Consider the following 19,812-nt stretch of genomic DNA (forward strand, 5'->3'; position numbering starts at 1 on the left):
CCTATTCCCCCAGTCCGTCGAACGCGGCAGGGCGCTCCAGCGCCGAGTAGCCACGGCGGATGTTGCCGATGAATACCTGGATGGCGCGCAGCATCATCAGCACGAAACCGGCGAAGACGGCGTAGAAGACGACGTTGCGCGGCAGGTTGATGGTGACCATCCGCTCGCGATGGACGATCCCGACATAGCGCCAGAGGAGCCAGGACATGTAGGCGAAGAAGCAAATGGTAATCAGATTGACCGCGAGCGCCAGGTAGCGCCCCACCCCAGCGGGGAGATAATGATAAAGCACGTCGACGTGGATGTGGCGCGTGGTGCGTGTGCACATGACTGAGCCCAAGAAGACCACGACGACGAGGCAGTTGATGGCGATCTCCTCCGTCCAGGCAAAACTGTTGTTCATGACGTAGCGCGTGAAGAACTGCAGGAACACGCAGAACGACATGCCCCAGAACACGGCGAGCGTGAGCCAGTCTTCCACCGCGTATCGCGACAGATCGACGGGCGCGGTTTCTTCCTCGAATGCATGCGCCAGTTCTTCGGGGGTAACCTGGGTGTGGACCTCTTGGGTCATCGGCAAGCTCCGGACACCGTTGGGACAGCGGGCTCAACAGACCCGACGCGCTTGTCGCGCCGGGCCGGGATTGATGCAGGTTACTTGGCGGCGCGGATCGCCTCCCAATCCTCCTTGCGGTAGCCGAACTCCTCGAACGTCACCTTCTCCATCACGTTCTTTTCGAAATCGGCGCGATCGACTTCGGTGACGGTGAGACCGCGTTCCTTGAAGGTCTCAACCAGGGCCTTCTCGCGATCGACGATGATCTTTGTCGCTCGCGCGGCGGCTTCCTGCATCACCTCGGTGAAGATCGCCTTGTCCTCGTCCGACAATTGCGACCAGCGCGATTGCGACACGATCGTGTTGAGATGGTCGACGATGTGTCCGGTCAGGATAATATGCTTTTGCACTTCGTAGAACTTCTTGGCGTCGATCGTCGTCAGCGGGTTTTCCTGCGCTTCCACCGTGCCCTGCTGCAAGGCGAGATAGACCTCGGCGAAGGCGATCGGCGCGGTGTTGGCGCCGCAGGCGCGCGGCATGGCGAGATAGGCCGGCACATCAGGCACGCGGATCTTCAGGCCCTGCATGTCGGCGCATTTTTCGATCGGCCGGTTGGAGGTCGTGTGACGGGTGCCGTAGTAGGTGGTCGCCGTGATGTGATGGCCGGACGCCTCTTCGTAGCCGCCGGTCAACTCCTTGTATTTGTCGCTCTTGGTGTAAGCGAGCAGATGATCGGCGTCGCGGAAAGTGAACGGGAAGTAGGTCACGCCGATCGGCGGGAATTCGCGGGCGGCGAAGCTCGATCCGGAGATGATGATGTCAACCGTGCCGAGGGTCAGCCCCTGGTTGATGTCGGCTTCCTTGCCGAGCTGCGACGCCGGGAAGACGTCGATTGTATAGCGGCCGTCGGTGCGCTTCTTGATCTCTTCCGCCGCCCACACGGACTCGGTGTGGAAGGGTTCGGACGTTTCGTAGACGTGAGCCCATTTCAGCGCGGTTTGTGCAGAGGCCGAAGCCATGGGCAGAGCGATTGCGGCGATCGTGCCGAGCAGAACGGCGTATTTTCTCAACATCATATTCCTCCCTGTGATTGGATTTGACTGTGCCGACAGGATCCTCCCGGTCGGCCGGCTCCTATCCCGCGACCTCCCGGGCCGCGGATTTCTCACCGAAATTGCGTGAGAATCTCAGTTGAGACTGACGCAGATGTTCCTGCATGGCGGCCTTGGCCCGTTCGGGCTCGCGCGCCGCGATCGCGTCGCGCACCGCGCGATGCTCCTCCGCCGCGGCTCGCCAGGAATCCCTGTTCTCGAAATAACTCGACAGTCGTTCGAAATATGGGTTCATGCGCTGGTCGAAAAGCTCGCCGATACAGCGCACCAGGACGGCGTTTCCGAGAATGCCCGCCACCATCGTATGGAACTCGCGGTCGAGCGCGATCGTCATCTTGGTCGGGTGAAGTATGTCCTCCATGCGGCGCAGCACGTCGTCCATGTGTTCGATGTCAATCGGCCGAACATGGAGGGCGGCTTCGGCGGCGATCGCCCCTTCGAGGAACTCGCGCGCCCGCAACAACTCGAACGGGCCTTCATCCATCTCTGCGGTCAAAACCTCGGCACGCGGCCGGTCGGTAACGTAGATGCCGGAGCCGACGCGAATGCGTATGCGCCCCTCGACCTCGAGCGCGATCAGCGCTTCACGGACAGTCGGGCGGGAGATGCCAAGCTGATCGGCCAGTTCGCGCTCGGTCGGCAGGCGATCGCCGACTGCGAACTCGCCGGCGTCGATCAGCTGCCTGAGCTGATCGGCGATCTGTCGGTAGAGTCGACGCGGTTCAACGGCCTGGATCGGCATTGTCACCCAGTTCTACTTCAACAGAATCATCCGGCTGACCTCGGATCGGTAAATTGGTCTGACCTATTGATCGAAAGTGCCGCGAAAAAAACGAAGAGTCAAGCAGTAGAGAATGCCCGTGGCACTTCGTGCCTTGCTTGGAACGACGGATCGGCCACCGCTGAACGGCAACTCTTGACCTTCCAGCAACTGGAAGACTTATCGCGTGGTTTCGCCGCCAACATCATCTCCGGAGTTCTACGCAGGTGGGCTATGACGCGGCGCGTTCAAGAAGGCGGCCGAAACAGTCCGCCGCCCTAGGTCAGTGGAGAGAAAACCGATAGGAGTTCTGCAGTGTTCGTACAGCCCGTCGACTACTTTCTTGCAGTCTGGTTCGTTCTAGCGGCCCTCAGCACGGTTTACGTGGCGTGGGATCAGTTCCGCAACAATCCCGAACCCGTGGTGATGAAATGGGGCTTCATCCTGGTCACGCTCTATATGGGGCCGCTCGGGCTGCTGATTTACGTGCTGGCCGACAAGGAGCCGCGGCCGGGCGAACACGAGGCGTTCACCAAGCCGCTCTGGAAGCAAGGCGTCGGCTCGACGATCCACTGCGTCGCCGGAGACGCCACCGGCATCATCCTCGCGGCGGCAATCACCGCCGCGCTCGGGTTGCCGATGTGGATCGATCTCATCGTTGAGTATGTCGCCGGATTCGCCTTCGGCCTGTTCATCTTCCAGTCGCTGTTCATGAAATCGATGATGGGCGGCACCTATTGGGAGAATGTCCGCAAGAGCTTCATGCCGGAATTCATCAGCATGAATTTCATGATGGCGGGCATGGCGCCGGTCATGAGCTTCCTGATGATGGGCAGCGACATGCGGGCCATGGAGCCGACCGAGCTCCTGTTCTGGGGTGTCATGTCGTTCGGCGTGATCGTCGGCTTCATCACCGCATATCCTTCTAACGTATGGATGGTGGCCCGAGGCCTGAAGCACGGGCTGATGACCGAACGCGTACCGGAATTCGACAAGGCCAGGGAAGGCAGGCGCGAGCACGCATATGGCGGCGCGGAAGTCGGGATGGCGGGGCACAGTCACGCTGACGCGCGCTTTGACGAACACAGCAACCCCAGACATGGCAACCCAGGCGATAACTCCGGAGCCGGCCATCATGGATCCAGCCATGGCTCCTCCCACGGCAATCGGGGAGGCGGGTCGCGTGCTACGCATGGCGGTCACGGCATGGAACCGGATGCAACTGTGCCGCAACTCGCGGCCTTGGGCGGCGTGTCCGTACTTGCGCTGGCGCTCGGCATGATCGCTCCGGCCAATTGGGTGAACCTCACCCTCAGCGCGCGAGACGTAGGCGGCGCCATCATGCCGCCCGGCATGGTCATGGACCGCGACACGCCGGCTGCAGCGATGCTGGACATGGCCGCCGTGCATCCTCGCCTGATCACGGCCAGCCATGGCCTGGAGGTTCGCGGCGACCGGGAACTGCAAGCCAGGATGGAGAACGGGGTGAAGGTGTTCGACCTGGAAACCTCGGTCATCCGCTGGGCGATCCTGCCGGACGTGAAAGTCGACGCCTATGCTATCAACGGTCAGGTTCCGGGCCCACGGCTGCATATCCGGCAAGGCGACCGGGTGCGGATCAATGTCACGAACCGCCTGCCGGAGAGCACGACCCTGCACTGGCACGGGTTGATCCTGCCGAACGAAATGGATGGCCCGGCCGAGATCACGCAGGAGCCGATCCAGCCCGGCGGCAGCTACCGATATGAATTCACGGCGGGCCAATCGGGAACATACTTCTATCACTCGCATGACCATGTCGATCGTCAGCAGGCGCTCGGACTCTACGGCGCGCTCATCATCGATCCCGCCAATCCCCAGGACGAGATTGCGGCAGACCACGACTATGTTATCCAGCTTCAGGAATGGCTGATGCGGGAGGGCCTGACTTTTCCGTCGATGCCGATGGACGGCGGGCAGCCGAATTATTTCACCATCAACGGCCGCGCCTATCCGTCAACCGACACGATCAGGATGAAGGTCGGCGAAACTCTGAAAGTGCGCTTCATCGGCACCAATAATGGGTTTATCCACCCGATGCACATCCACGGCGGTCCATTCGAAGTTGTCGCCCGCGATGGCGAGACTATGCCGGAGTCGGCGCGTTTCCTTGCCGACACAGTCAACGTCGGACCAGGGCAACGCTACGATGTCGTCTGGCAGGCACGCCGCCCCGGAAAATGGCTGATCCACTGCCATATCGGGCATCATACGACCAACAACAATGTCGAAGAGAAGGGCGGTGGCGGACTGATGGTCGTGATCGATGTGCAACCCTGAAACCTTTCCGCAAGGCGAAACATAGATGGATGTGTTTGCCGTATACGGCGGCCTGTTTGCCATTGCCTTCGCCGCGGCGACCATCCTTCCGGCGCAGTCGGAGGCCGCGCTTGCCGGGCTCCTCGCCACACATTCCTTCTCGCCCGCAATGCTGGTTGTTGTCGCCAGCATAGGCAACGTCCTGGGCTCGGCGGTGAATTGGGGGCTTGGTCGAGGCATCGAACGCTTCCGGGACAGGCCCTGGTTTCCGCTGCCTCCCGCGACGCTCAACCGCGCCATGAGATGGTATCACCGTTATGGAAGATGGTCGCTCCTGTTAAGCTGGATGCCGATCATCGGCGATCCACTGACAGTGGTCGCTGGGGTTTTGCGCGAGCCGCTATGGAGCTTTGTCGCAATCGTGGCCCTCGCAAAGGTTTCGCGTTATCTGGTTGTCGCCGGGGTGGTCCTGGGCCTGATGTAAACCGAAATGGCAGGCAGTTGCGTTCACTTTTGGTTGCACCGCAGCAAAGTGACCGCCACGACCTTGACAAATCAGACGAACAATTGTCGGAAGGATGCGATGAGGGCTCTTGGTCGAATTACGATCTTAGGAAACATACCGGTCCGAGCAATGCTGGCGGTTGTGTTCCTGGTCATGTCGGCACTTCAGCCTGGTCTGTTCGCCACAGCCAATGCCACGGGTTTTCACGCCGGGGCAGATCTCCAGGCCGGGGTGGATCTCCAAGCCGAGACATCCGCACACGACATGGGCCATCACGGCGCCACTGCGGACGACGCGGATACGTCGGAGCATCATCACGGCGCCAAGCAATCCTCCGACAAGAACTGTGAAGTCCATTGCGCGCCGGCAAATGCGGTGCCGGTCGACTGCCCTGACTTGGAGCATGTTGTCTCCCGCTGCTTTGCACCCGTCGTTGACGTCACCTTACCGCTTGGCGAATACACTGCGCTCATAAGGCCCCCCAAACATCTGAACTGACGCGCCCTTTCGGGGTGTTCGCGCAGCGTCGGGAATCCGTTCCCGCGCGGCCAAACGCATACGTCAAGCTTCAGGTCTACAATGAAAATCGCAAGCTCCGCGATGCTCGCATCGCTGTTAGTTGCCGGATGTGCGGCAACCACGCCGCCGGACATCCTTCCCGCCTTCAATCCGGCCGATCCCGCAATGGGCGTCCGTGATGCACACTACCACCCGGTCGTCGTCAACTATCGCCACCGGGACCCGGTGGATCCGCAGAATTGGCGGCGTCTCAATGAAGAACGCTCCTCTGCGAACCCGGGAGCCGGATCATGAAGCGCCGGCCCCTGACCATAGCTGTGGTGGTAACCATCCCGCTGATCGCAGCCGGATGCACGACCAGCAGGCCCCTTGATGGCATCTCAGCCCCGATGGCCGGCTTCACGACGGTCGCGGCGCGCGCCGAATCCGTGATCGGCAAGAAAACCGTGTGGGTACAATCCAGCGAGGAAGCGCGGGCGGTTTCAGAGCGCGTGAAGCGCCTCGTCCAGAAGAAGACGATCGGCCCGGACACCGCAGTGCAGGTCGCCTTGCTCAACAACAAGGGCCTGCAGGCCGCCTACGCCGAGATCGGTCTCTCGGCGGCCGACATGTGGCAGGAATCGATGCTCGTCAATCCGACGATCTCTGTCGGCATGATCGGCGTCGATCCTGTGCGGACGATTGAAGGAGCGGTGGTCAGCAACATCCTTGCGCTGGCGACCCATAAGCGGCGAGTCGCAGTCGCGGATGCACGTTTCCGTCAGGCCCAGCTCCGCGCCGCCGAAGAAACGCTACGACTGGCCGCGGACACGCGGCGGGCCTGGATCAATGCTGTCTCAGCCTGGGAGAGCGTTTCGTATCTGAACAAGGCGCAAGCCGCCGCTGACGCTGCCTCCGAACTCGCTCAAAAACTTGGCGAGACGGGCGCCTTCACAAAGACCGGCCAGGCCCGTGAACATGTCTTTTATGCCGAGATCACCGGTCAGGCGGCGGAGGCGCGGCTCGCCGCGCGGACCGCCAAGGAAGAGCTCACCCGGCTGATGGGTCTATGGGGACCGGATGTCGATTATTCAGTCCCCAACATGCTTCCAGCCTTGCCGAAAGGGGCCAAGGCCAAACGCGCAATCGAGGCGGAGGCGCTAAAAAATCGCGTTGACCTTGAGATCGCGAAACTTGAGCTGGAAGCGCTGGCGAAATCCTACGGTCTGACCGAGGCGACCCGCTATGTCAGCGATCTGGAACTACTTTCCGGCGTGGAGGTGGAACGCGAGGAGTCGGAGGAGGGCGGAACGGAGACGAGTGTCTCACCCACTCTGGAGCTCGAGTTCGTCATTCCGATTTTCGATACCGGCAAGGCACGCATGCGCAAGGCCGAGCTAGCCTACATGCAAGCCGCAAACCGGATCGCGGAAAAGGCCGTCAACATCCGGTCGGAGGCCAGATCCGCCTATGACACCTACCGTTCGACCTACGACATTGCCCGGCACTATCGGAACAATGTTGTGCCGCTGCGAACAAAGATCGAGGCGGAGTCGGTCCTCACCTACAACGGCATGATCACCAACACGTTCGAGCTGCTGGCGGACACACGCGCGAAAATCAGCTCGATCATGCTTTCCCTCAACGCCAAACGCAATTTTTGGCTGGCCGACGTCAACCTCGGAACCGCTATCCACGGTGGCGGCGCAAGCTCGTCCGGAGGCGGCGATGCACCGGCCGCGGCCGAAGCGGGCGCCGAAAGCCACTGAACTCAAGGAGAAGAAAAATGCTTTCAAGACGTCAGTTGCTAGGCGCGGGAGCCCTGCTCGCCGGCGCCACTGCATGGACCAAAACGTCCGCGATGGGGCTGCCCGACGCTCCAATCATGGAGTCCCCCGACATGCAGCCTCCGATCTTCCCGACAAGCGGACCGGACTACCAGCCGGTCGTGACGCTCAACGGCTGGACCCTTCCGCATCGCATGAACAACGGCGTGAAGGAGTTCCACCTCGTGGCCGAGCCGGTCGAGCGCGAGATGTCGCCCGGCATGACTGCCTATCTCTGGGGCTACAACGGTCAATCTCCCGGCCCGACCATAGAGGCGGTCGAGGGCGATCGAGTCCGCATCTTCGTAACAAACAAGCTGCCGGAGCACACGACTATCCATTGGCACGGCATGATCCTGCCCAACGGCATGGACGGCGTGACCGGTCTTACCCAGCCCGGAATCCCACCTGGCAAGACCTTCGTCTACGAGTTCGAACTCGTGAAGAGCGGCACATTCATGTACCACCCGCACGCCGACGAAATGGTCCAGATGGCGATGGGCATGATGGGCTCCTTCGTCATTCATCCCAAAGACCCTAAATTCATGCGGGTGGACCGCGATTTCGTGTTCCTGCTGAATGCCTTCGACATCGAGCCGGGGTCGTACGTCCCGCGCATCATGGAGATGACGGATTTCAATCTCTGGGGCTGGAACAGCCGCGTCTTTCCGGGGATCAGTCATCTTCCAGTTGCGAAAAACGACCGAGTCAGGGTCCGCGTCGGCAACCTGACCATGACCAATCATCCGATCCACATGCATGGCTACGACTTCGAGGTGACCTGCACCGATGGCGGCTGGATCCGGCCGGAGGCGCGGTGGCCGGAAGTGTCGATCGACATCCCCGTCGGCGCCATGCGGGCATATGAGTTCGAAGCCAAATACGAAGGTGACTGGGCGATCCATTGCCATAAGTCACACCACACAATGAACGCCATGGGCCACGACGTGCCCACGTACATTGGCGTCGACAACTCGAAGCTCACCGATAAAATCCGCCGGGTCCAGCCCGAATACATGGCCATGGGTGACCGCGGCATGGCCGACATGGGCGAAATGGAGATGCCGCTTCCCGACAACACGATCCCGATGATGACCGGCTGGGGCCAATTCGGCGCCATCGAGATGGGCGGGATGTTCTCGGTCGTGAAGGTTCGCGAGGGCCTTGCCTCGAACGATTACGCTGATCCGGGCTGGTACCAGCACCCGGAGGGAACCGTGGCTTACGAGTGGAAGGGAGAAGTCCCCGCTCCGACGAAATCAGGCGATGCAAAAACGATGGCCCCGGCAGCGCACGGCGGTCACGGCAAACAGGGATGAGAAACCGAACCCTCAACCGCAACAACGAAAGAAAGTGCAGCATGAAACACATAATCGCAGCGGCCGTTTTGATGGCGGTCAGTTCGGAAGCAGCTCTTGCCGGTGGAACCCATGCCGGAGGCCATGGCGACAAAGCCGCCACGATGCCGATCGGCAACCCTGGTGAAGCTGGCAAGGCAAAGCAGACTGTCAACATCTCGATGTCGGAGAAGGACGACGGGACGATGTTGTTCCAACCGGCCGTGCTCAAGGTGAAGAAGGGCGAGACCGTTCGCCTGAAGTTCGTCAACAAAGGCCAAGTCGACCACGAGTTCGTCATGGACGTCCATGAGGGGATCATGGAGCACAAGGCGCTGATGGAGAAGTTCCCCGAGATGGAGCACGCCGATCCCAATTCGATCCGGCTGGCGCCCGGCGCCAGAGGCGAGATCATCTGGACGTTCGCCAATGCCGGCGAATTCGGTTTCGCCTGCCTGGTTCCGGGTCACTACGATTCCGGCATGAAGGGCGACATCACCGTCGCCAACTGACCGCCAAACCGCAAAGGAAGCAGATCATGACACTATTGGTAAAGACACTCTCGACACTCGCGCTTATGCTCTCCATCGGCGGGAGCGCGCTCGCGCAGGAATACGTGAAGGGCGAAGTCGTCAAGGTCGACGCGAAACAGAAGAAGCTGACGATCAAGCATGAGCCGCTGACCAATCTCGATATGCCCGCCATGACGATGGTGTTCGTCGTCGCGGAGGGCGGTATGCTCGAGAAGGTCAAGGCGGGGCAGGCGATCGAGTTTACAGCCGACCGTGTCAACGGACGCATAACGGTCACCGGCATCAAGTGATCCGGGACCAGCGCCGCGGGTTGAAAAATCAACCTGCGGCGCTGCCCTGGCGAGAATGCCATTACGGAAGTCAGGATGAAGGGGCCGCGCAGAAAGTCATCCAGAGTTTTTCTTTCCAGTCGTCATGTGCGGAGCGGCTCAGAGGCGTCTCTATAGGGTATTTTCGCGTACCCACGCTGACATATGCCGGATAATTACATCGAACGCGTGCATGATGCCTGCCGGTATCTTCGTACCTGATGACGCCGTTCGCGTCCGTCTCGACCAGGCCAATAGCGACGTCAAAGTCATAATCCCCATGTCGTGAGTCACTGTTGTTCATGACGCTGAGCTGGACCGAGGTGGCATCTGGAAAATTGGCGGTGTGAAAGACCAGTTGCTCCGCCGCCATCGACGGCGTAGCCACCAACACGCCGGCAAATACTGCAATGGCGCGCATTTCCTCCTCCGAGGAGCCAAGGCGAGACTATCACCTGTCGCATCGGTATTCGAATCGAATCTCCATTTTCGGCAGAGCGGCGGAGGCAATCGAAAGGGCCGGATATCCCTCGAAGCGCGCAGCACTCGAGCCATGCCCATGATCGGCGTCCTGACGCTCGTCGTGATTCCGGCCGTCTACGGCATCGTCAAGGGCTGGCGGTTGCCGAGCCGGAGTATGGTCGATGAGCCAAGAGCAGACGCTGAACTGAAGTTGGCCGCGGAACAGGAGCGAAATTATGGATCAGATGATGTCCGGGGAATGTGGGGAATGGGCGTGGCAGGCTTCATCCTCCTCGCTCTGGTCGTGCTGGTGACCGCTGGCTTGGTCAAGTTCGTGTTCTTCAAATGACAATCGCAGTAACGAGGGCGCGGGTTCTGAACCGGGGGCCCTCGGACAAGATCCTAGGCTGCCATTTTCCGGCAGCTCTCTGCGCAGCGACGGCAGGCCTCGACGCATTCCTGCATGTCGCCAATGCGCTCACAGTCATCCGCACATTCGCTGCAGATCTCGGCGCATTCGCTACAGGTATGCTTGTGGTGCTCGGAACCGATGAGCATGAAATGCGCCGATGTCCGGCAGATCTCGGCGCATGCCATCATCAACGTGAAGTGCCGCTTTTCTGTGTGTTGGCCGCCCAGTTCCAGGCAGTGGCCCATCGCGGTCGAAAGGCACACGGAATAACAGCGCAGGCATTCGTCGATGCAGCTTTTCATTTCGGGGCTAAGGTGATGCATGGAAGGTGTTCCTTGTTCGAGTCGAGAAGCGCCTTACGACGTCTCCTGACGATCACTTTGCGTTGGCATCAAGCCACTGCTTGAACTCACCGATTTCGTTAGTCTGGCGTCGATGATCTTCTGAGCCATCTTTTGGCTTCGTCATTGTCGCCGTATTTCAGCTCGACTTCGGCCATGTCGATCGCGCCCTGGTGATGCGCGATCATCCCGGAGGCGAAGGCGACATCAGGGTCTTTGGCCATCATCCCTTGCATCATGGCAGGATGCATCTTCATCATCGCGGCCATGTTGGCCTTGTGCGCTTCATCCATGCCCGACATGTCCATGCCTGCCAATCCTGGCATGGTGTGCCCTGCTGATGCGCCTTCAGCCTGACCGCATTGCTCTGGCAGGGGCGTCGGAGCCACATCCATAGGCTGGTCGGAGGATTGCTGAGCGAACGCCGCCGGGGCGAAACCCGACATCAACAGTGCCATGGCGAACGTGAGTTTGGTACTTGCCATGATTCATCTCCTAATCTTGAACTACGACGCGCGGTGCCGAGGTCTCGCCCCGGCGCCGGCTCGGGGCATGAATGCGTTCATGGTTTTGGAGGTCGGCCCAACCGGTCAGGGATCCGCGAGCAACGCATGACATGCTGCGTAACTGGAAGCGTAGAAGTTTGTTCCGGTGTGGCGGAACGCCGGTTTTAGACGGGCTGCATCTATGGATGCGGAGCCATCGACCCCTCATACTGCTTGCGCCACCCATAAGGGGTCAGGCCTCGCGGCTTGTAGAGCGACAGAACCACGGGCACGAGCAGTGCTAGCAGCCCTCCCGCAGCGTGGATCACAGGTGAGACCCTCAGCCCCCGAAGATCCGCGCTGGAAAACATCGCCTCTGCGGAGACGTCTGCTAAATAGCCGATTAGCTCCAGCTGAAGCAGCAGGACGATGGTGACAAGGACGTTCAGCAGCAGTTTCGCCACGACCCAATAGTGGCGGAACAGGCCCCATGGAGTGCCCAGTGACTGGACAAGCCCGGTGACCAATGAGGCCAGGACCAGCGGAACGATGACGTACCATGCGGTCAACTCCATCGCGAGATAGGCGGCGCGCACCATCTGCAGATCCTTGCTGGCCAGGCCGGCGACGGCGAGAGCCAGGAAGCCGGCGACCGCGCCGAGCGTGCCGACCGAGGACGTGATATGCGCGGTGAGCGCGAACTTTCGAAGGCCGGGTGTCATGGTCATCGCTGTTGCATGCCAGGCTCTGTAACGCTGGAGGACTGCAGGTGCCGACCGGGGCCGTGGGGCCCGCCGACGCCCGTGAAGACCACAGCGATAATCAGCAGGACCAGGACGATCGCGATGATCCCCGAAACTTTCACCCAGCGGGGTGCGCCGGGATAAGGAGGTGGGTCGGCCATGGGCGTCTCCTGCGTCGTGCGGGGTGGTCGCGTTTTCATGACACGAAGATTTTATCGACACAGTATGTCTCCATCAAGTCTTGATGTCTCGTATCTCGACACGGCTGCTACGTCACGTATATTGGGACGGTGCCGAAGTTATGGAACGAAACAATCGATGCGCACCGCCGCGCGGTGCGCGACGCCACCTTGGACACCACCGCGGCGCTGGTGGCCAAGCACGGGCTGCTGTCAGTTACGATGGCGAAAATCGCCGAGGAGACCGGAATAGGTCGCGCAACGTTGTACAAATATTTCCCGGACGTCGAAGCAATCCTCGTCGCCTGGCACGAACGCCAGGTCGCCGGTCACCTCGAACACCTCGTTGCAATCCGGGACAAGGCTGGCGACGCCGGTGAGAGGCTGGAGGCAGTACTTGAAGCGTACGCGTTCATTTCTCAGAAGCACCATGGCACCGAACTCGCCGCACGCCTGCATCGCGGCGACCACGTCGTCAAGGCGCAGCACCATCTCCACCTGCTTATACGCGATCTGCTGGCCGAGGGCGCAGCGATGGGCGCCCTCCGGAACGACGTCGCGCCTGCCGAGCTTGCGACCTATTGCCTCCACGCCCTCACGGCAGCCAACCGCCTGACATCCAAGGCCGCTGTCCGCCGGCTGGTCGCGGTTACACTGGCCGGGTTGCAACCTCGCGGCTAACCCGTGCAAAAGCGGACCCAAGACGTTGATACAGCGCTTCTAGCGGTTGCGATCGAGGAGTTTCTGGCTGTGCATGTTGCCGGCGTGCTGCGATCTTGTCGGCGAGCTAAGACCAAAACGGAATCGTGCGCACGTCGCCGGACCACGGCACAGCTCTGGACCTCGCTGGGCGCGGGGTCGCGGATCCGGGCAGCCTCATCTCTGCGATGCCGCCAGGATCGCGAAACATCGTTCTCTGTCCAAAACGTGAATCCTCGCGTGAGACAGATACGTCTCGGTGCCAGGCGGTCGTCACCGTGGACTTGCCGGCCAAAGCCGTATCGGTCGAGACCGGGGCCGATGCTGAAAGAATTTCGCACGCGGTCGAGAACGCCGGATGCCTGAATAGGGCGGCCTGACATCAGCGGCGCATTTGCACGGCTCGCCTTGCGCGTCAGTCAAACCGGGGGCTGGCTGCGCAGACGGGATCCGATGCACTGCAATCCCCGTTCTGATATCGTGCGCACAATGAATGCCAGAAGCCGGAGGTGATCAGATGAGACGAACTTTGATGACGATCGCCGCAAGCATGATATCGGCCTTTGCGCTTGCGGCCGCCTGGAGCGCATCCGCGGCGGGAGCCGAGGCTGTTTCGGTTTCACAGCTGAAACAGCGCACCCATATCCATGGGCTGGCCATCGACAGGGAAGATTCGCAAAAACTCCTGATAGCAACGCACCATGGGCTCTTTCGTGCCGGGCCGGACGGGAAGGCAGAGCTCATTTCGCCGGTGCAGGATTTCATGGGATTCACTCCGGACCCATCCGACCCGAGGTCGCTTTACGCCAGCGGCCACCCCGCAGGCGGCGGTAATCTCGGATTCATCGCCTCGACCGACAACGGCGCGACATGGACGCAGATCGCGCCGGGTGCAGACGGGCCGGTCGACTTCCACCAGTTGACGGTCAGCTCGGCCGATCCTCAGGTTCTCTACGGCGCCTACGGCGGCCTACAGGTGAGCCGCGATGCCGGGAAGACATGGTCGGTGGTTGGACTGCTGCCCGAAAAGCTGATCGACCTCGCCGCATCGGCAAAGGACGCCGACACGATTTACGCCGCGACTGAAGGAGGTCTGTCGGTCAGTAGGAATGGAGGCCTGATCTGGGAAACGGTCGTCGATGGCGCGCCCGTCAGTCTCGTTGAGGTGACGGCCGACGGTTCCGTCTACGCGTTCGTGGTGGGACGAGGACTTGTCCGATCCGCGGAGGCTGCTCTGAACTTCGCGCCTCTTTCCAGCGGCTTGAGTGACCGAATCCTGCTGCATCTCGCGGTCGATCCGGCCGACGAGGATCGGATATTCGTGGCGTCTCACCAAGGTGATATCCTGGCCAGCACCGACGGCGGCGTCAACTGGACCGAACTCGGTCGTTGATGCAGTGACACAGTGGATCGTAGGGTGACTGGAAAGCTGGCGCTGGCGCTTGCTCTCGCCGCCTTGGTGGCGGTCTGCGTGGTTCTTGTTTTCGGCGGCAAGTCGGGCGGGATCCTCAAGCCCGACGATGCTCGTGTCATCGCGCGCGGCGAGGCCGTTTACGTGGCGCATTGCGCCTCTTGCCATGGCAAGAACCTCGAAGGTCAACCGGGCTGGAAAGCGCAGGACAAGGATGGATTCCTTCCGGCCCCGCCCCACGACGAAAGCGGTCACACCTGGCACCACCCGGACACACTGCTGTTCAGGATAACGAAACTTGGCGTCGCCGAAGCCGCCAACCTCAAGGATTACAAAACACGGATGCCAGCTTTCAGGGGACTCCTGACCGACGCCGATATCATCGCGGCCTTGTGCTATATCAAGTCGCGCTGGCCGGACGACATGCGCCGTCGCCACGACGAACTGAACCGCGTCTTTGCGCGGCGGGAATCGTACGCACGATGAGCCGCATTGTGGCGGCACATTATCGCCGACGGGCAAGCTCCCGATAAAACGCCTCCGGCGTAACGGCGATCTCCGACGCAACGTGATGCCAGCGTCCCTTGGGCGGCAAGATGCCACCGTTGCATGCCATCCAGGCACTAACTCTCGCCGCGACGGATTTCAGGGATAATATCTCGGCCCGCGTTCGCGTCCGGTGGACCTCGCCCGCCAAGTGTCGCAGCAGTGAGGAGGCCAGCGCGCGATCGCTTTCGAGCACCGCCTTGGCCCTGGTGATCGACACAGCGCGCACCGTCGATTCCTCGGATGCCAAGGCGTCGCAATGGTATCGATCCGCAAACAGCGAAGCCTCGGCCAGGATCGAAGCAGAGCCGGCACGCTGCAACGTCAGCTGGAACCCGTCAGGAAGTGCCCGGACAAGGCGCAGTTCTCCCGCGGTGACCAGGAAGAGCGACAAGACCGGGTCGTCCATACGAAACAGGACGCTGCCGGCAGGGAGAGATTGCTCGCGTTCCGCGAGTTCAAGGAATCGCTCGAAGAGGAGTTCAGACATGATCGCAATCATGTTTCAGTTCCCGCGGCCGTGTCAAACCTCGCAAGAAGAAACGCCGGAGATCGCTCGATGAACCGCATCCCCATTGCCGTGCTGTCTCTCATGCTGACTTTTCTTGCCGTCCCTCACGGGCTGGCACAGCAGCATGGCAGCATCAACCATCACAAGGCCGCTGAAGGAAAGGATCCAGCCACATCTTCTTATTCCGGGATGGATAAACGCCGCGTGAAAGCGCTCTCGGGCGAGCAGATGGCTGATCTTTTGGCCGGGCGAGGGATGGGTCTGGCGCTGGCGGCCGAACTCAACTCCTATCCGGGTCCGTCACATGTCCTCGAACTGCGGGATGCTCTTGGCGTCACCGATGAACAGGCGTCGCGGACCAAGGCCCTGCTGGATCGAATGAAGGCAGAAACCATCCCGCTCGGACTACGCATCATCGAGAAAGAGACCGAACTTGACCGCTTGTTTTCCGAACGAAAGATAATTTCGGCACACCTCGCTGAACTGACAAAGACCATCGCCGACGTGCAAGGCGCGCTACGGGCAGCGCACCTGCGCTATCATCTCGAGATGGCCGAATTGCTTACCCCTGAGCAGATCCGCCGGTACTCACAGCTTCGCGGATACTCTGGGCAGGTCGATTGAACAGGGCTACGCCTTGGTTTCATCAGCGGACACTATTGTGCGACCGCACCTTCCAGATAGCCGATGATCGCGGCGCGCTGAGCGGCGTTGGGAACGCCCACTGTCATCGACGTGCCCGGAACCATCTGGCGTGGCGCCGCGAGGAAGGTATCAAGGGTACCGCCTTCCCAGACGATGGCCGATTCTCGCAGCGCGGCCGAATAGCGGGCGCCCTCGACACTGCCGGCCTTGCGGCCGATGACGCCCGACAGATGCGGACCGGTTCTGTTCTGGCCTGGCTCCAAGCTGTGGCAGCTGCCGCAGCCTTGCCGGAACAGCCGCTCGCCGTCGGCCTGTTGCGCGGAAGCGGCGCCCGGCAACAGCAGGCCGCCGGCAACCAAGAGCGCGGCCAGGGACGCACGCGCTCGCGTGATGAACGTCGCCGGAGATGCGGTGGCAACTCCGACGGAAATAACGTGGTTGCGTGTCGTGGTTTGTGAATGACTCATCGGATGACCTCTGCGGAACGTTGAAGAGAGGGGCTTTGCTGGTGGCCGGAAGCTTCCGGCAGGACCAGCCACTCAGCAGCGAGAGCGGCGGCTGGGTTAAAAAAGGCACTGGGGAGCATGTGGGTTGCGATGACATTGATCGAACCGTGGCGCGACAGCGCGGGAGTTCCGATCGCGGGACAGGTTTCGGTCAAACGGGCAAGGATCGCAGTCCGGTCGGAGGGTGCGTTTCAGGTACAGGCGCCGGGGCCAGCTGCTTGGCCATGTCGATGAGCGGCAGCCTGATGACCGCGCGAAGACCGTTGCTCCGGTTTTCCAGCACGATGTCGCCGCCGTGGTGACGGGCGATGGCGCGGGCAATTGACAGGCCGAGCCCGACGCCGCCAGTCTCCCGGTTGCGCGACTGCTCCAGGCGGAAGAAGGGGGCGAACACCTGTTCCATATCGCCTGGCGGTATGCCAGGTCCGGCGTCCTCGACCATGATGTCCAGGCTGTCGGCACTCCTGACCAGGCTCACCTTGGCCTGCTCGCCATAGCGGACGGCATTTTCGACGAGATTGCGGATCGCCCGGCGAAGGGAGTCCGGCCGGCAGCGATACAGCACCTTTGGCCCGTCGCTGACGGTGATGTTTTGGCCCAGCTCTGCCAGATCGTCGCAGAGGCTGCCGACCAGCGCCGAAAGATCGACGGTTCGCGTCTCCTCCACGGCGGCGTCCTCGCGCGCGAAGGCGAGCGCTGCTTCCGTCATCGACTGGATCTCCTCGATGGTCTTCAACATCTTTTCCTGGAGATCGTGATCCTGGACAAACTCCGCGCGCAGCCTGAGCGAGGTCAGCGGCGTGCGCAGGTCGTGGCTGATCGCCGCCAGCATGCGCGTGCGGTCCTCGACGAAACGCTGCAGGCGCTCCTGCATGCGATTGAACGCCTCGGCGGTCTGGCGGATGTCGGCCGGCCCTGATTCCGGCAGCCGCGGCACAGCCTCGCCGCGGCCGAACAGTTCAGCGGCATTGGCGAGCCGTCGCAGCGGACGCGCGATTGCCTGCGCTCCGAAAATCGCGATGGCGGAGAGGATGAGTGCAGTGAGCGCCAGCGATATGGCCGATTGCGTCGTCCAGAAGGCGTTCGGCATTGCCTTGGCGTAGGCCGCATTCAGCCAGGTGCTGTCATCGAGGCGGACGGAAAGGCCCATGCCGTTTGGGGCGGCGTCCATATAAAGAAACTTGGCCGGCCGAGAGAAAGGTCTGCCATTGCCGGACAAATCCACCATGCGCGGCGGCACGGAAGGGTCGGCGGCATCGACTGCGCTCGAGGCCTGTCCGTTCACGTAGGCGGCATACTTCCCGGCAATCCCGGGCAGCGGCTTGGCGAGCTGGGTCAAGGCTTCCTGTTGCCAGGCGAGAGGATTGTTCGGTCCGCCGTCCGAGGTCCAGAAACGCGTATAGGCCGTGCCGCTGACGTTGAGGATGTCGGGCCGAAGCGAGGGCGGCGTGGTGTCCAGCAGAAGCGCAAGCGAGGACGTGCGGCTGACGAACTCGCCCTTGGCCGCCGCGTGCAGGGCCTGTCCGCGCTCGTCCCACGAGATCAGGAATGTGATAGCCTGCGACAGGGCGAGCGCAAGCAGCACCAGCATGAGGAAGCGGGCCGCCAGGCTGCGTCTCCACAACAGCATCATGCCGGAGCCACCTCGGCGGTGAAGCAGTAGCCGCCGCCCCAGTGCGTCTTGATCAGCATCGGACTCTTCGGGTCCGCCTCGATTTTCTTGCGCAGCCGGCTCACCTGGTTGTCGACGGCCCGGTCGAAACCGTCGGCCGAACGCCCAACCGTGAGGTCGAGCAGCTGATCCCGGCTGAGTACGATCCCGACATGCTCGATAAAGGCGGTGAGAAGGCGGAATTCAGCCGTGCTGAGCGCGACCGCCACGCCGTCGAGCCCGACCAGCTCGCGGCGGCCTACATTCAGCGTCCAGCGGTCGAACCGCAGCGCGTTCGATTTGAGACGACCGCGCTGCGGCGGCAGGCTGTGGACGCGCCTGAGCACGGCCTTAATCCGCGCCAGCAGCTCTCGCGGATTGAACGGCTTCGTCAGGTAGTCGTCGGCCCCGATCTCGAGGCCGACGATCCGGTCGATCTCCTCGGCCATGGCGGTAAGAAAGATGATCGGAACGTCCACCGTCCCGCGCACGTGCCGGCAGGCGGCAATGCCGTCCTCACCAGGCATCATGACGTCGAGGACGATAAGATCGGGCAGGCTGCGGTCGAGCAGCCGCTTGAGCGCGGCCGTGCTGTCGGCGACGCTGACGCGATAACCTTGCTGGGTGAGGTATTTCCCGACGAGGTCGCGGATGTCCCTGTGGTCGTCGACGACCGCGATGTGCTGCGCCGCTTCCATACAATGCTCCAAAGCCGCCGCTGAACAGTCGGCCAGTATCGACGATATCTAGTTTGCGTCTACACGGATGATCACCTTCTGCGCCACGGCGGCAATCTCGTGCGGCATCAACAAAGCGTGAGAAGTGTAACGAGATGTATCAGAGCGCAGCGCCTGCGACAGCTTGCGATGAACTGCCGGTCGTCGGGACAAGGTTCTGCGACAGCTTCCGCCTAACTTGGCCTCGTCGCTAGCCCGGACTTCCGGTCTTGCCGCCAGGCCATGCCGCGCGGCATCCAGACGGCGGTCCTCGCCAGCCTTTGATCGAAAGGATTGCACAATGGCCAGATTGATCATCAACGGCACGTCCCGTGACATCGAGGTCGATCCGGATACGCCGCTGCTGTGGGTGATCCGCGAGCAGATCGGGCTTACGGGCACGAAGTACGGTTGCGGCGTTGCCGCCTGCGGCGCCTGCACCGTCCATATAGACGGCGTCGCCACGCGCTCCTGCGTACTTCCGGTGAGCGCGGTCGAGCCGGACCAGCAAATCACCACCATCGAAGGGCTTTCGCCAGACAGTTCACATCCGGTCCAGCAGGCTTGGCTTGCGCTCGATGTGCCGCAATGCGGCTACTGCCAGGCCGGCATGATCATGGCTGCGGCGGGCCTGCTCATGCAGAACCCGAACCCCGCGGACGAGGACATCAACGCCGAGATCACAAATATCTGCCGCTGCGGCACCTACAACCGGGTGCGCGCCGCGATCAAGCTGGCCGCCAAAAGCGGCGAAGCCACGCAGCGCGGTTGA

26 protein-coding genes and 1 pseudogene are annotated in these 19,812 nt (G+C 61.6%); 15 read left to right on the forward strand and 12 right to left on the reverse strand.

Going from position 1 to position 19,812, the window contains the following annotated elements:
* Window position 1 precedes the first annotated feature (1 nt).
* From ACWTU8_RS08655 to ACWTU8_RS08665, 3 genes are all read right to left on the reverse strand, one after another.
* Window positions 2-574, reverse strand: coding sequence for a TRAP transporter small permease (locus ACWTU8_RS08655; RefSeq protein WP_095520762.1), 573 nt, complete (start codon window positions 572-574; stop codon window positions 2-4).
* Between the two features lie 80 nt (window positions 575-654).
* The gene (locus ACWTU8_RS08660) at window positions 655-1,629 is read right to left on the reverse strand and encodes a sialic acid TRAP transporter substrate-binding protein SiaP (RefSeq protein ID WP_455848416.1); all 975 of its coding nucleotides are present in this window, start codon (window positions 1,627-1,629) and stop codon (window positions 655-657) included.
* Between the two features lie 61 nt (window positions 1,630-1,690).
* Window positions 1,691-2,410: a FadR/GntR family transcriptional regulator gene (locus tag ACWTU8_RS08665; RefSeq protein ID WP_095520761.1), complete on the reverse strand. Its 720-nt coding sequence runs from the start codon at window positions 2,408-2,410 to the stop codon at window positions 1,691-1,693.
* Between the two features lie 333 nt (window positions 2,411-2,743).
* On the opposite strand from ACWTU8_RS08665, the gene ACWTU8_RS08670 reads away from it, so the two are divergent.
* The 8 genes from ACWTU8_RS08670 to ACWTU8_RS08705 all read left to right on the forward strand — a co-directional run bounded on the left by ACWTU8_RS08670 (window position 2,744) and on the right by ACWTU8_RS08705 (window position 9,715).
* Complete coding sequence (locus tag ACWTU8_RS08670; RefSeq protein WP_455847792.1) at window positions 2,744-4,747, forward strand: DUF4396 domain-containing protein; 2,004 nt, start codon at window positions 2,744-2,746, stop codon at window positions 4,745-4,747.
* Between the two features lie 25 nt (window positions 4,748-4,772).
* Complete coding sequence (locus ACWTU8_RS08675; protein WP_455847793.1) at window positions 4,773-5,210, forward strand: YqaA family protein; 438 nt, start codon at window positions 4,773-4,775, stop codon at window positions 5,208-5,210.
* Window positions 5,211-5,360: 150 nt separating this feature from the next.
* Window positions 5,361-5,729, forward strand: coding sequence for a hypothetical protein (locus tag ACWTU8_RS08680; RefSeq protein WP_455847794.1), 369 nt, complete (start codon window positions 5,361-5,363; stop codon window positions 5,727-5,729).
* An 81-nt stretch (window positions 5,730-5,810) separates the two neighbouring features.
* Window positions 5,811-6,044, forward strand: coding sequence for a hypothetical protein (locus ACWTU8_RS08685; protein WP_455847795.1), 234 nt, complete (start codon window positions 5,811-5,813; stop codon window positions 6,042-6,044).
* The gene (locus ACWTU8_RS08690; protein ID WP_455847796.1) at window positions 6,041-7,498 is read left to right on the forward strand and encodes a TolC family protein; all 1,458 of its coding nucleotides are present in this window, start codon (window positions 6,041-6,043) and stop codon (window positions 7,496-7,498) included. Before ACWTU8_RS08685 ends, ACWTU8_RS08690 begins: the two co-directional genes overlap by 4 nt.
* A 17-nt stretch (window positions 7,499-7,515) precedes the next feature.
* Complete coding sequence (locus ACWTU8_RS08695) at window positions 7,516-8,874, forward strand: multicopper oxidase family protein (RefSeq protein WP_455847797.1); 1,359 nt, start codon at window positions 7,516-7,518, stop codon at window positions 8,872-8,874.
* A gap of 41 nt (window positions 8,875-8,915) precedes the next feature.
* A complete protein-coding gene (locus ACWTU8_RS08700; protein WP_455847798.1) occupies window positions 8,916-9,404 on the forward strand; it encodes a cupredoxin domain-containing protein in 489 nt (162 codons plus the stop codon).
* 26 nt (window positions 9,405-9,430) lie between these two features.
* Entirely contained in the window at window positions 9,431-9,715 is a 285-nt protein-coding gene (locus ACWTU8_RS08705) for a copper-binding protein (RefSeq protein ID WP_455847799.1), read from the forward strand.
* A gap of 70 nt (window positions 9,716-9,785) precedes the next feature.
* Here ACWTU8_RS08705 and ACWTU8_RS08710 read toward each other — a convergent pair whose 3' ends face one another.
* Complete coding sequence (locus tag ACWTU8_RS08710; RefSeq protein ID WP_455847800.1) at window positions 9,786-10,154, reverse strand: hypothetical protein; 369 nt, start codon at window positions 10,152-10,154, stop codon at window positions 9,786-9,788.
* 138 nt (window positions 10,155-10,292) lie between these two features.
* On the opposite strand from ACWTU8_RS08710, the gene ACWTU8_RS08715 reads away from it, so the two are divergent.
* Window positions 10,293-10,544 carry a hypothetical protein gene (locus tag ACWTU8_RS08715; protein ID WP_455848451.1) on the forward strand — a complete coding sequence of 84 codons (252 nt, stop codon included), beginning with the start codon at window positions 10,293-10,295 and terminating at the stop codon, window positions 10,542-10,544.
* Between the two features lie 53 nt (window positions 10,545-10,597).
* Here the strand turns inward: ACWTU8_RS08715 and ACWTU8_RS08720 are convergent, their stop codons facing one another.
* From ACWTU8_RS08720 to ACWTU8_RS08730, 3 genes are all read right to left on the reverse strand, one after another.
* A complete protein-coding gene (locus ACWTU8_RS08720; protein ID WP_455839759.1) occupies window positions 10,598-10,930 on the reverse strand; it encodes a four-helix bundle copper-binding protein in 333 nt (110 codons plus the stop codon).
* Between the two features lie 98 nt (window positions 10,931-11,028).
* Window positions 11,029-11,394, reverse strand: coding sequence for a DUF305 domain-containing protein (locus ACWTU8_RS08725; RefSeq protein ID WP_455847801.1), 366 nt, complete (start codon window positions 11,392-11,394; stop codon window positions 11,029-11,031).
* Window positions 11,395-11,633: 239 nt separating this feature from the next.
* Window positions 11,634-12,161, reverse strand: a complete 528-nt coding sequence (locus ACWTU8_RS08730) for a hypothetical protein (protein ID WP_455847802.1) — start codon at window positions 12,159-12,161, stop codon at window positions 11,634-11,636.
* Window positions 12,162-12,526: 365 nt separating this feature from the next.
* Here ACWTU8_RS08730 and ACWTU8_RS08735 point away from each other — a divergent pair, with 365 nt between their 5' ends.
* The 4 genes and pseudogenes from ACWTU8_RS08735 (at window position 12,527) to ACWTU8_RS08750 (ending at window position 14,951) form a co-directional block, all read left to right on the forward strand.
* Window positions 12,527-13,036 (forward strand): TetR/AcrR family transcriptional regulator, encoded by a 510-nt coding sequence (locus ACWTU8_RS08735; RefSeq protein ID WP_455847803.1) that lies wholly within the window; start codon window positions 12,527-12,529, stop codon window positions 13,034-13,036.
* Between the two features lie 125 nt (window positions 13,037-13,161).
* Window positions 13,162-13,245: pseudogene (locus tag ACWTU8_RS08740) on the forward strand (4-hydroxythreonine-4-phosphate dehydrogenase PdxA); the annotation flags it as partial.
* Between the two features lie 326 nt (window positions 13,246-13,571).
* Window positions 13,572-14,447 (forward strand): WD40/YVTN/BNR-like repeat-containing protein, encoded by an 876-nt coding sequence (locus ACWTU8_RS08745; RefSeq protein ID WP_455847804.1) that lies wholly within the window; start codon window positions 13,572-13,574, stop codon window positions 14,445-14,447.
* A gap of 24 nt (window positions 14,448-14,471) precedes the next feature.
* Window positions 14,472-14,951, forward strand: coding sequence for a c-type cytochrome (locus ACWTU8_RS08750; protein WP_455847805.1), 480 nt, complete (start codon window positions 14,472-14,474; stop codon window positions 14,949-14,951).
* 19 nt (window positions 14,952-14,970) lie between these two features.
* Here ACWTU8_RS08750 and ACWTU8_RS08755 read toward each other — a convergent pair whose 3' ends face one another.
* The gene (locus ACWTU8_RS08755; protein ID WP_455847806.1) at window positions 14,971-15,501 is read right to left on the reverse strand and encodes a Crp/Fnr family transcriptional regulator; all 531 of its coding nucleotides are present in this window, start codon (window positions 15,499-15,501) and stop codon (window positions 14,971-14,973) included.
* Window positions 15,502-15,570: 69 nt separating this feature from the next.
* Between ACWTU8_RS08755 and ACWTU8_RS08760 the strand changes: the two genes are divergently transcribed.
* The gene (locus tag ACWTU8_RS08760) at window positions 15,571-16,146 is read left to right on the forward strand and encodes a Spy/CpxP family protein refolding chaperone (protein ID WP_455847807.1); all 576 of its coding nucleotides are present in this window, start codon (window positions 15,571-15,573) and stop codon (window positions 16,144-16,146) included.
* A 32-nt stretch (window positions 16,147-16,178) separates the two neighbouring features.
* Here ACWTU8_RS08760 and ACWTU8_RS08765 read toward each other — a convergent pair whose 3' ends face one another.
* The 4 genes from ACWTU8_RS08765 to ACWTU8_RS08780 form a co-directional block, all read right to left on the reverse strand.
* The gene (locus tag ACWTU8_RS08765) at window positions 16,179-16,634 is read right to left on the reverse strand and encodes a c-type cytochrome (RefSeq protein WP_455847808.1); all 456 of its coding nucleotides are present in this window, start codon (window positions 16,632-16,634) and stop codon (window positions 16,179-16,181) included.
* 190 nt (window positions 16,635-16,824) lie between these two features.
* The gene (locus ACWTU8_RS08770) at window positions 16,825-18,306 is read right to left on the reverse strand and encodes an ATP-binding protein (RefSeq protein ID WP_455847809.1); all 1,482 of its coding nucleotides are present in this window, start codon (window positions 18,304-18,306) and stop codon (window positions 16,825-16,827) included.
* Window positions 18,303-19,022, reverse strand: a complete 720-nt coding sequence (locus tag ACWTU8_RS08775; protein ID WP_065009610.1) for a response regulator — start codon at window positions 19,020-19,022, stop codon at window positions 18,303-18,305. The genes ACWTU8_RS08770 and ACWTU8_RS08775 overlap by 4 nt, the downstream gene beginning before the upstream one ends.
* A gap of 48 nt (window positions 19,023-19,070) precedes the next feature.
* Window positions 19,071-19,358, reverse strand: a complete 288-nt coding sequence (locus ACWTU8_RS08780) for a hypothetical protein (RefSeq protein WP_455847810.1) — start codon at window positions 19,356-19,358, stop codon at window positions 19,071-19,073.
* Between ACWTU8_RS08780 and ACWTU8_RS08785 the strand changes: the two genes are divergently transcribed.
* Window positions 19,342-19,812 carry a (2Fe-2S)-binding protein gene (locus ACWTU8_RS08785; protein WP_455847811.1) on the forward strand — a complete coding sequence of 157 codons (471 nt, stop codon included), beginning with the start codon at window positions 19,342-19,344 and terminating at the stop codon, window positions 19,810-19,812. The genes ACWTU8_RS08780 and ACWTU8_RS08785 overlap by 17 nt on opposite strands.

Source organism: Mesorhizobium sp. BHbdii, from assembly GCF_053848045.1.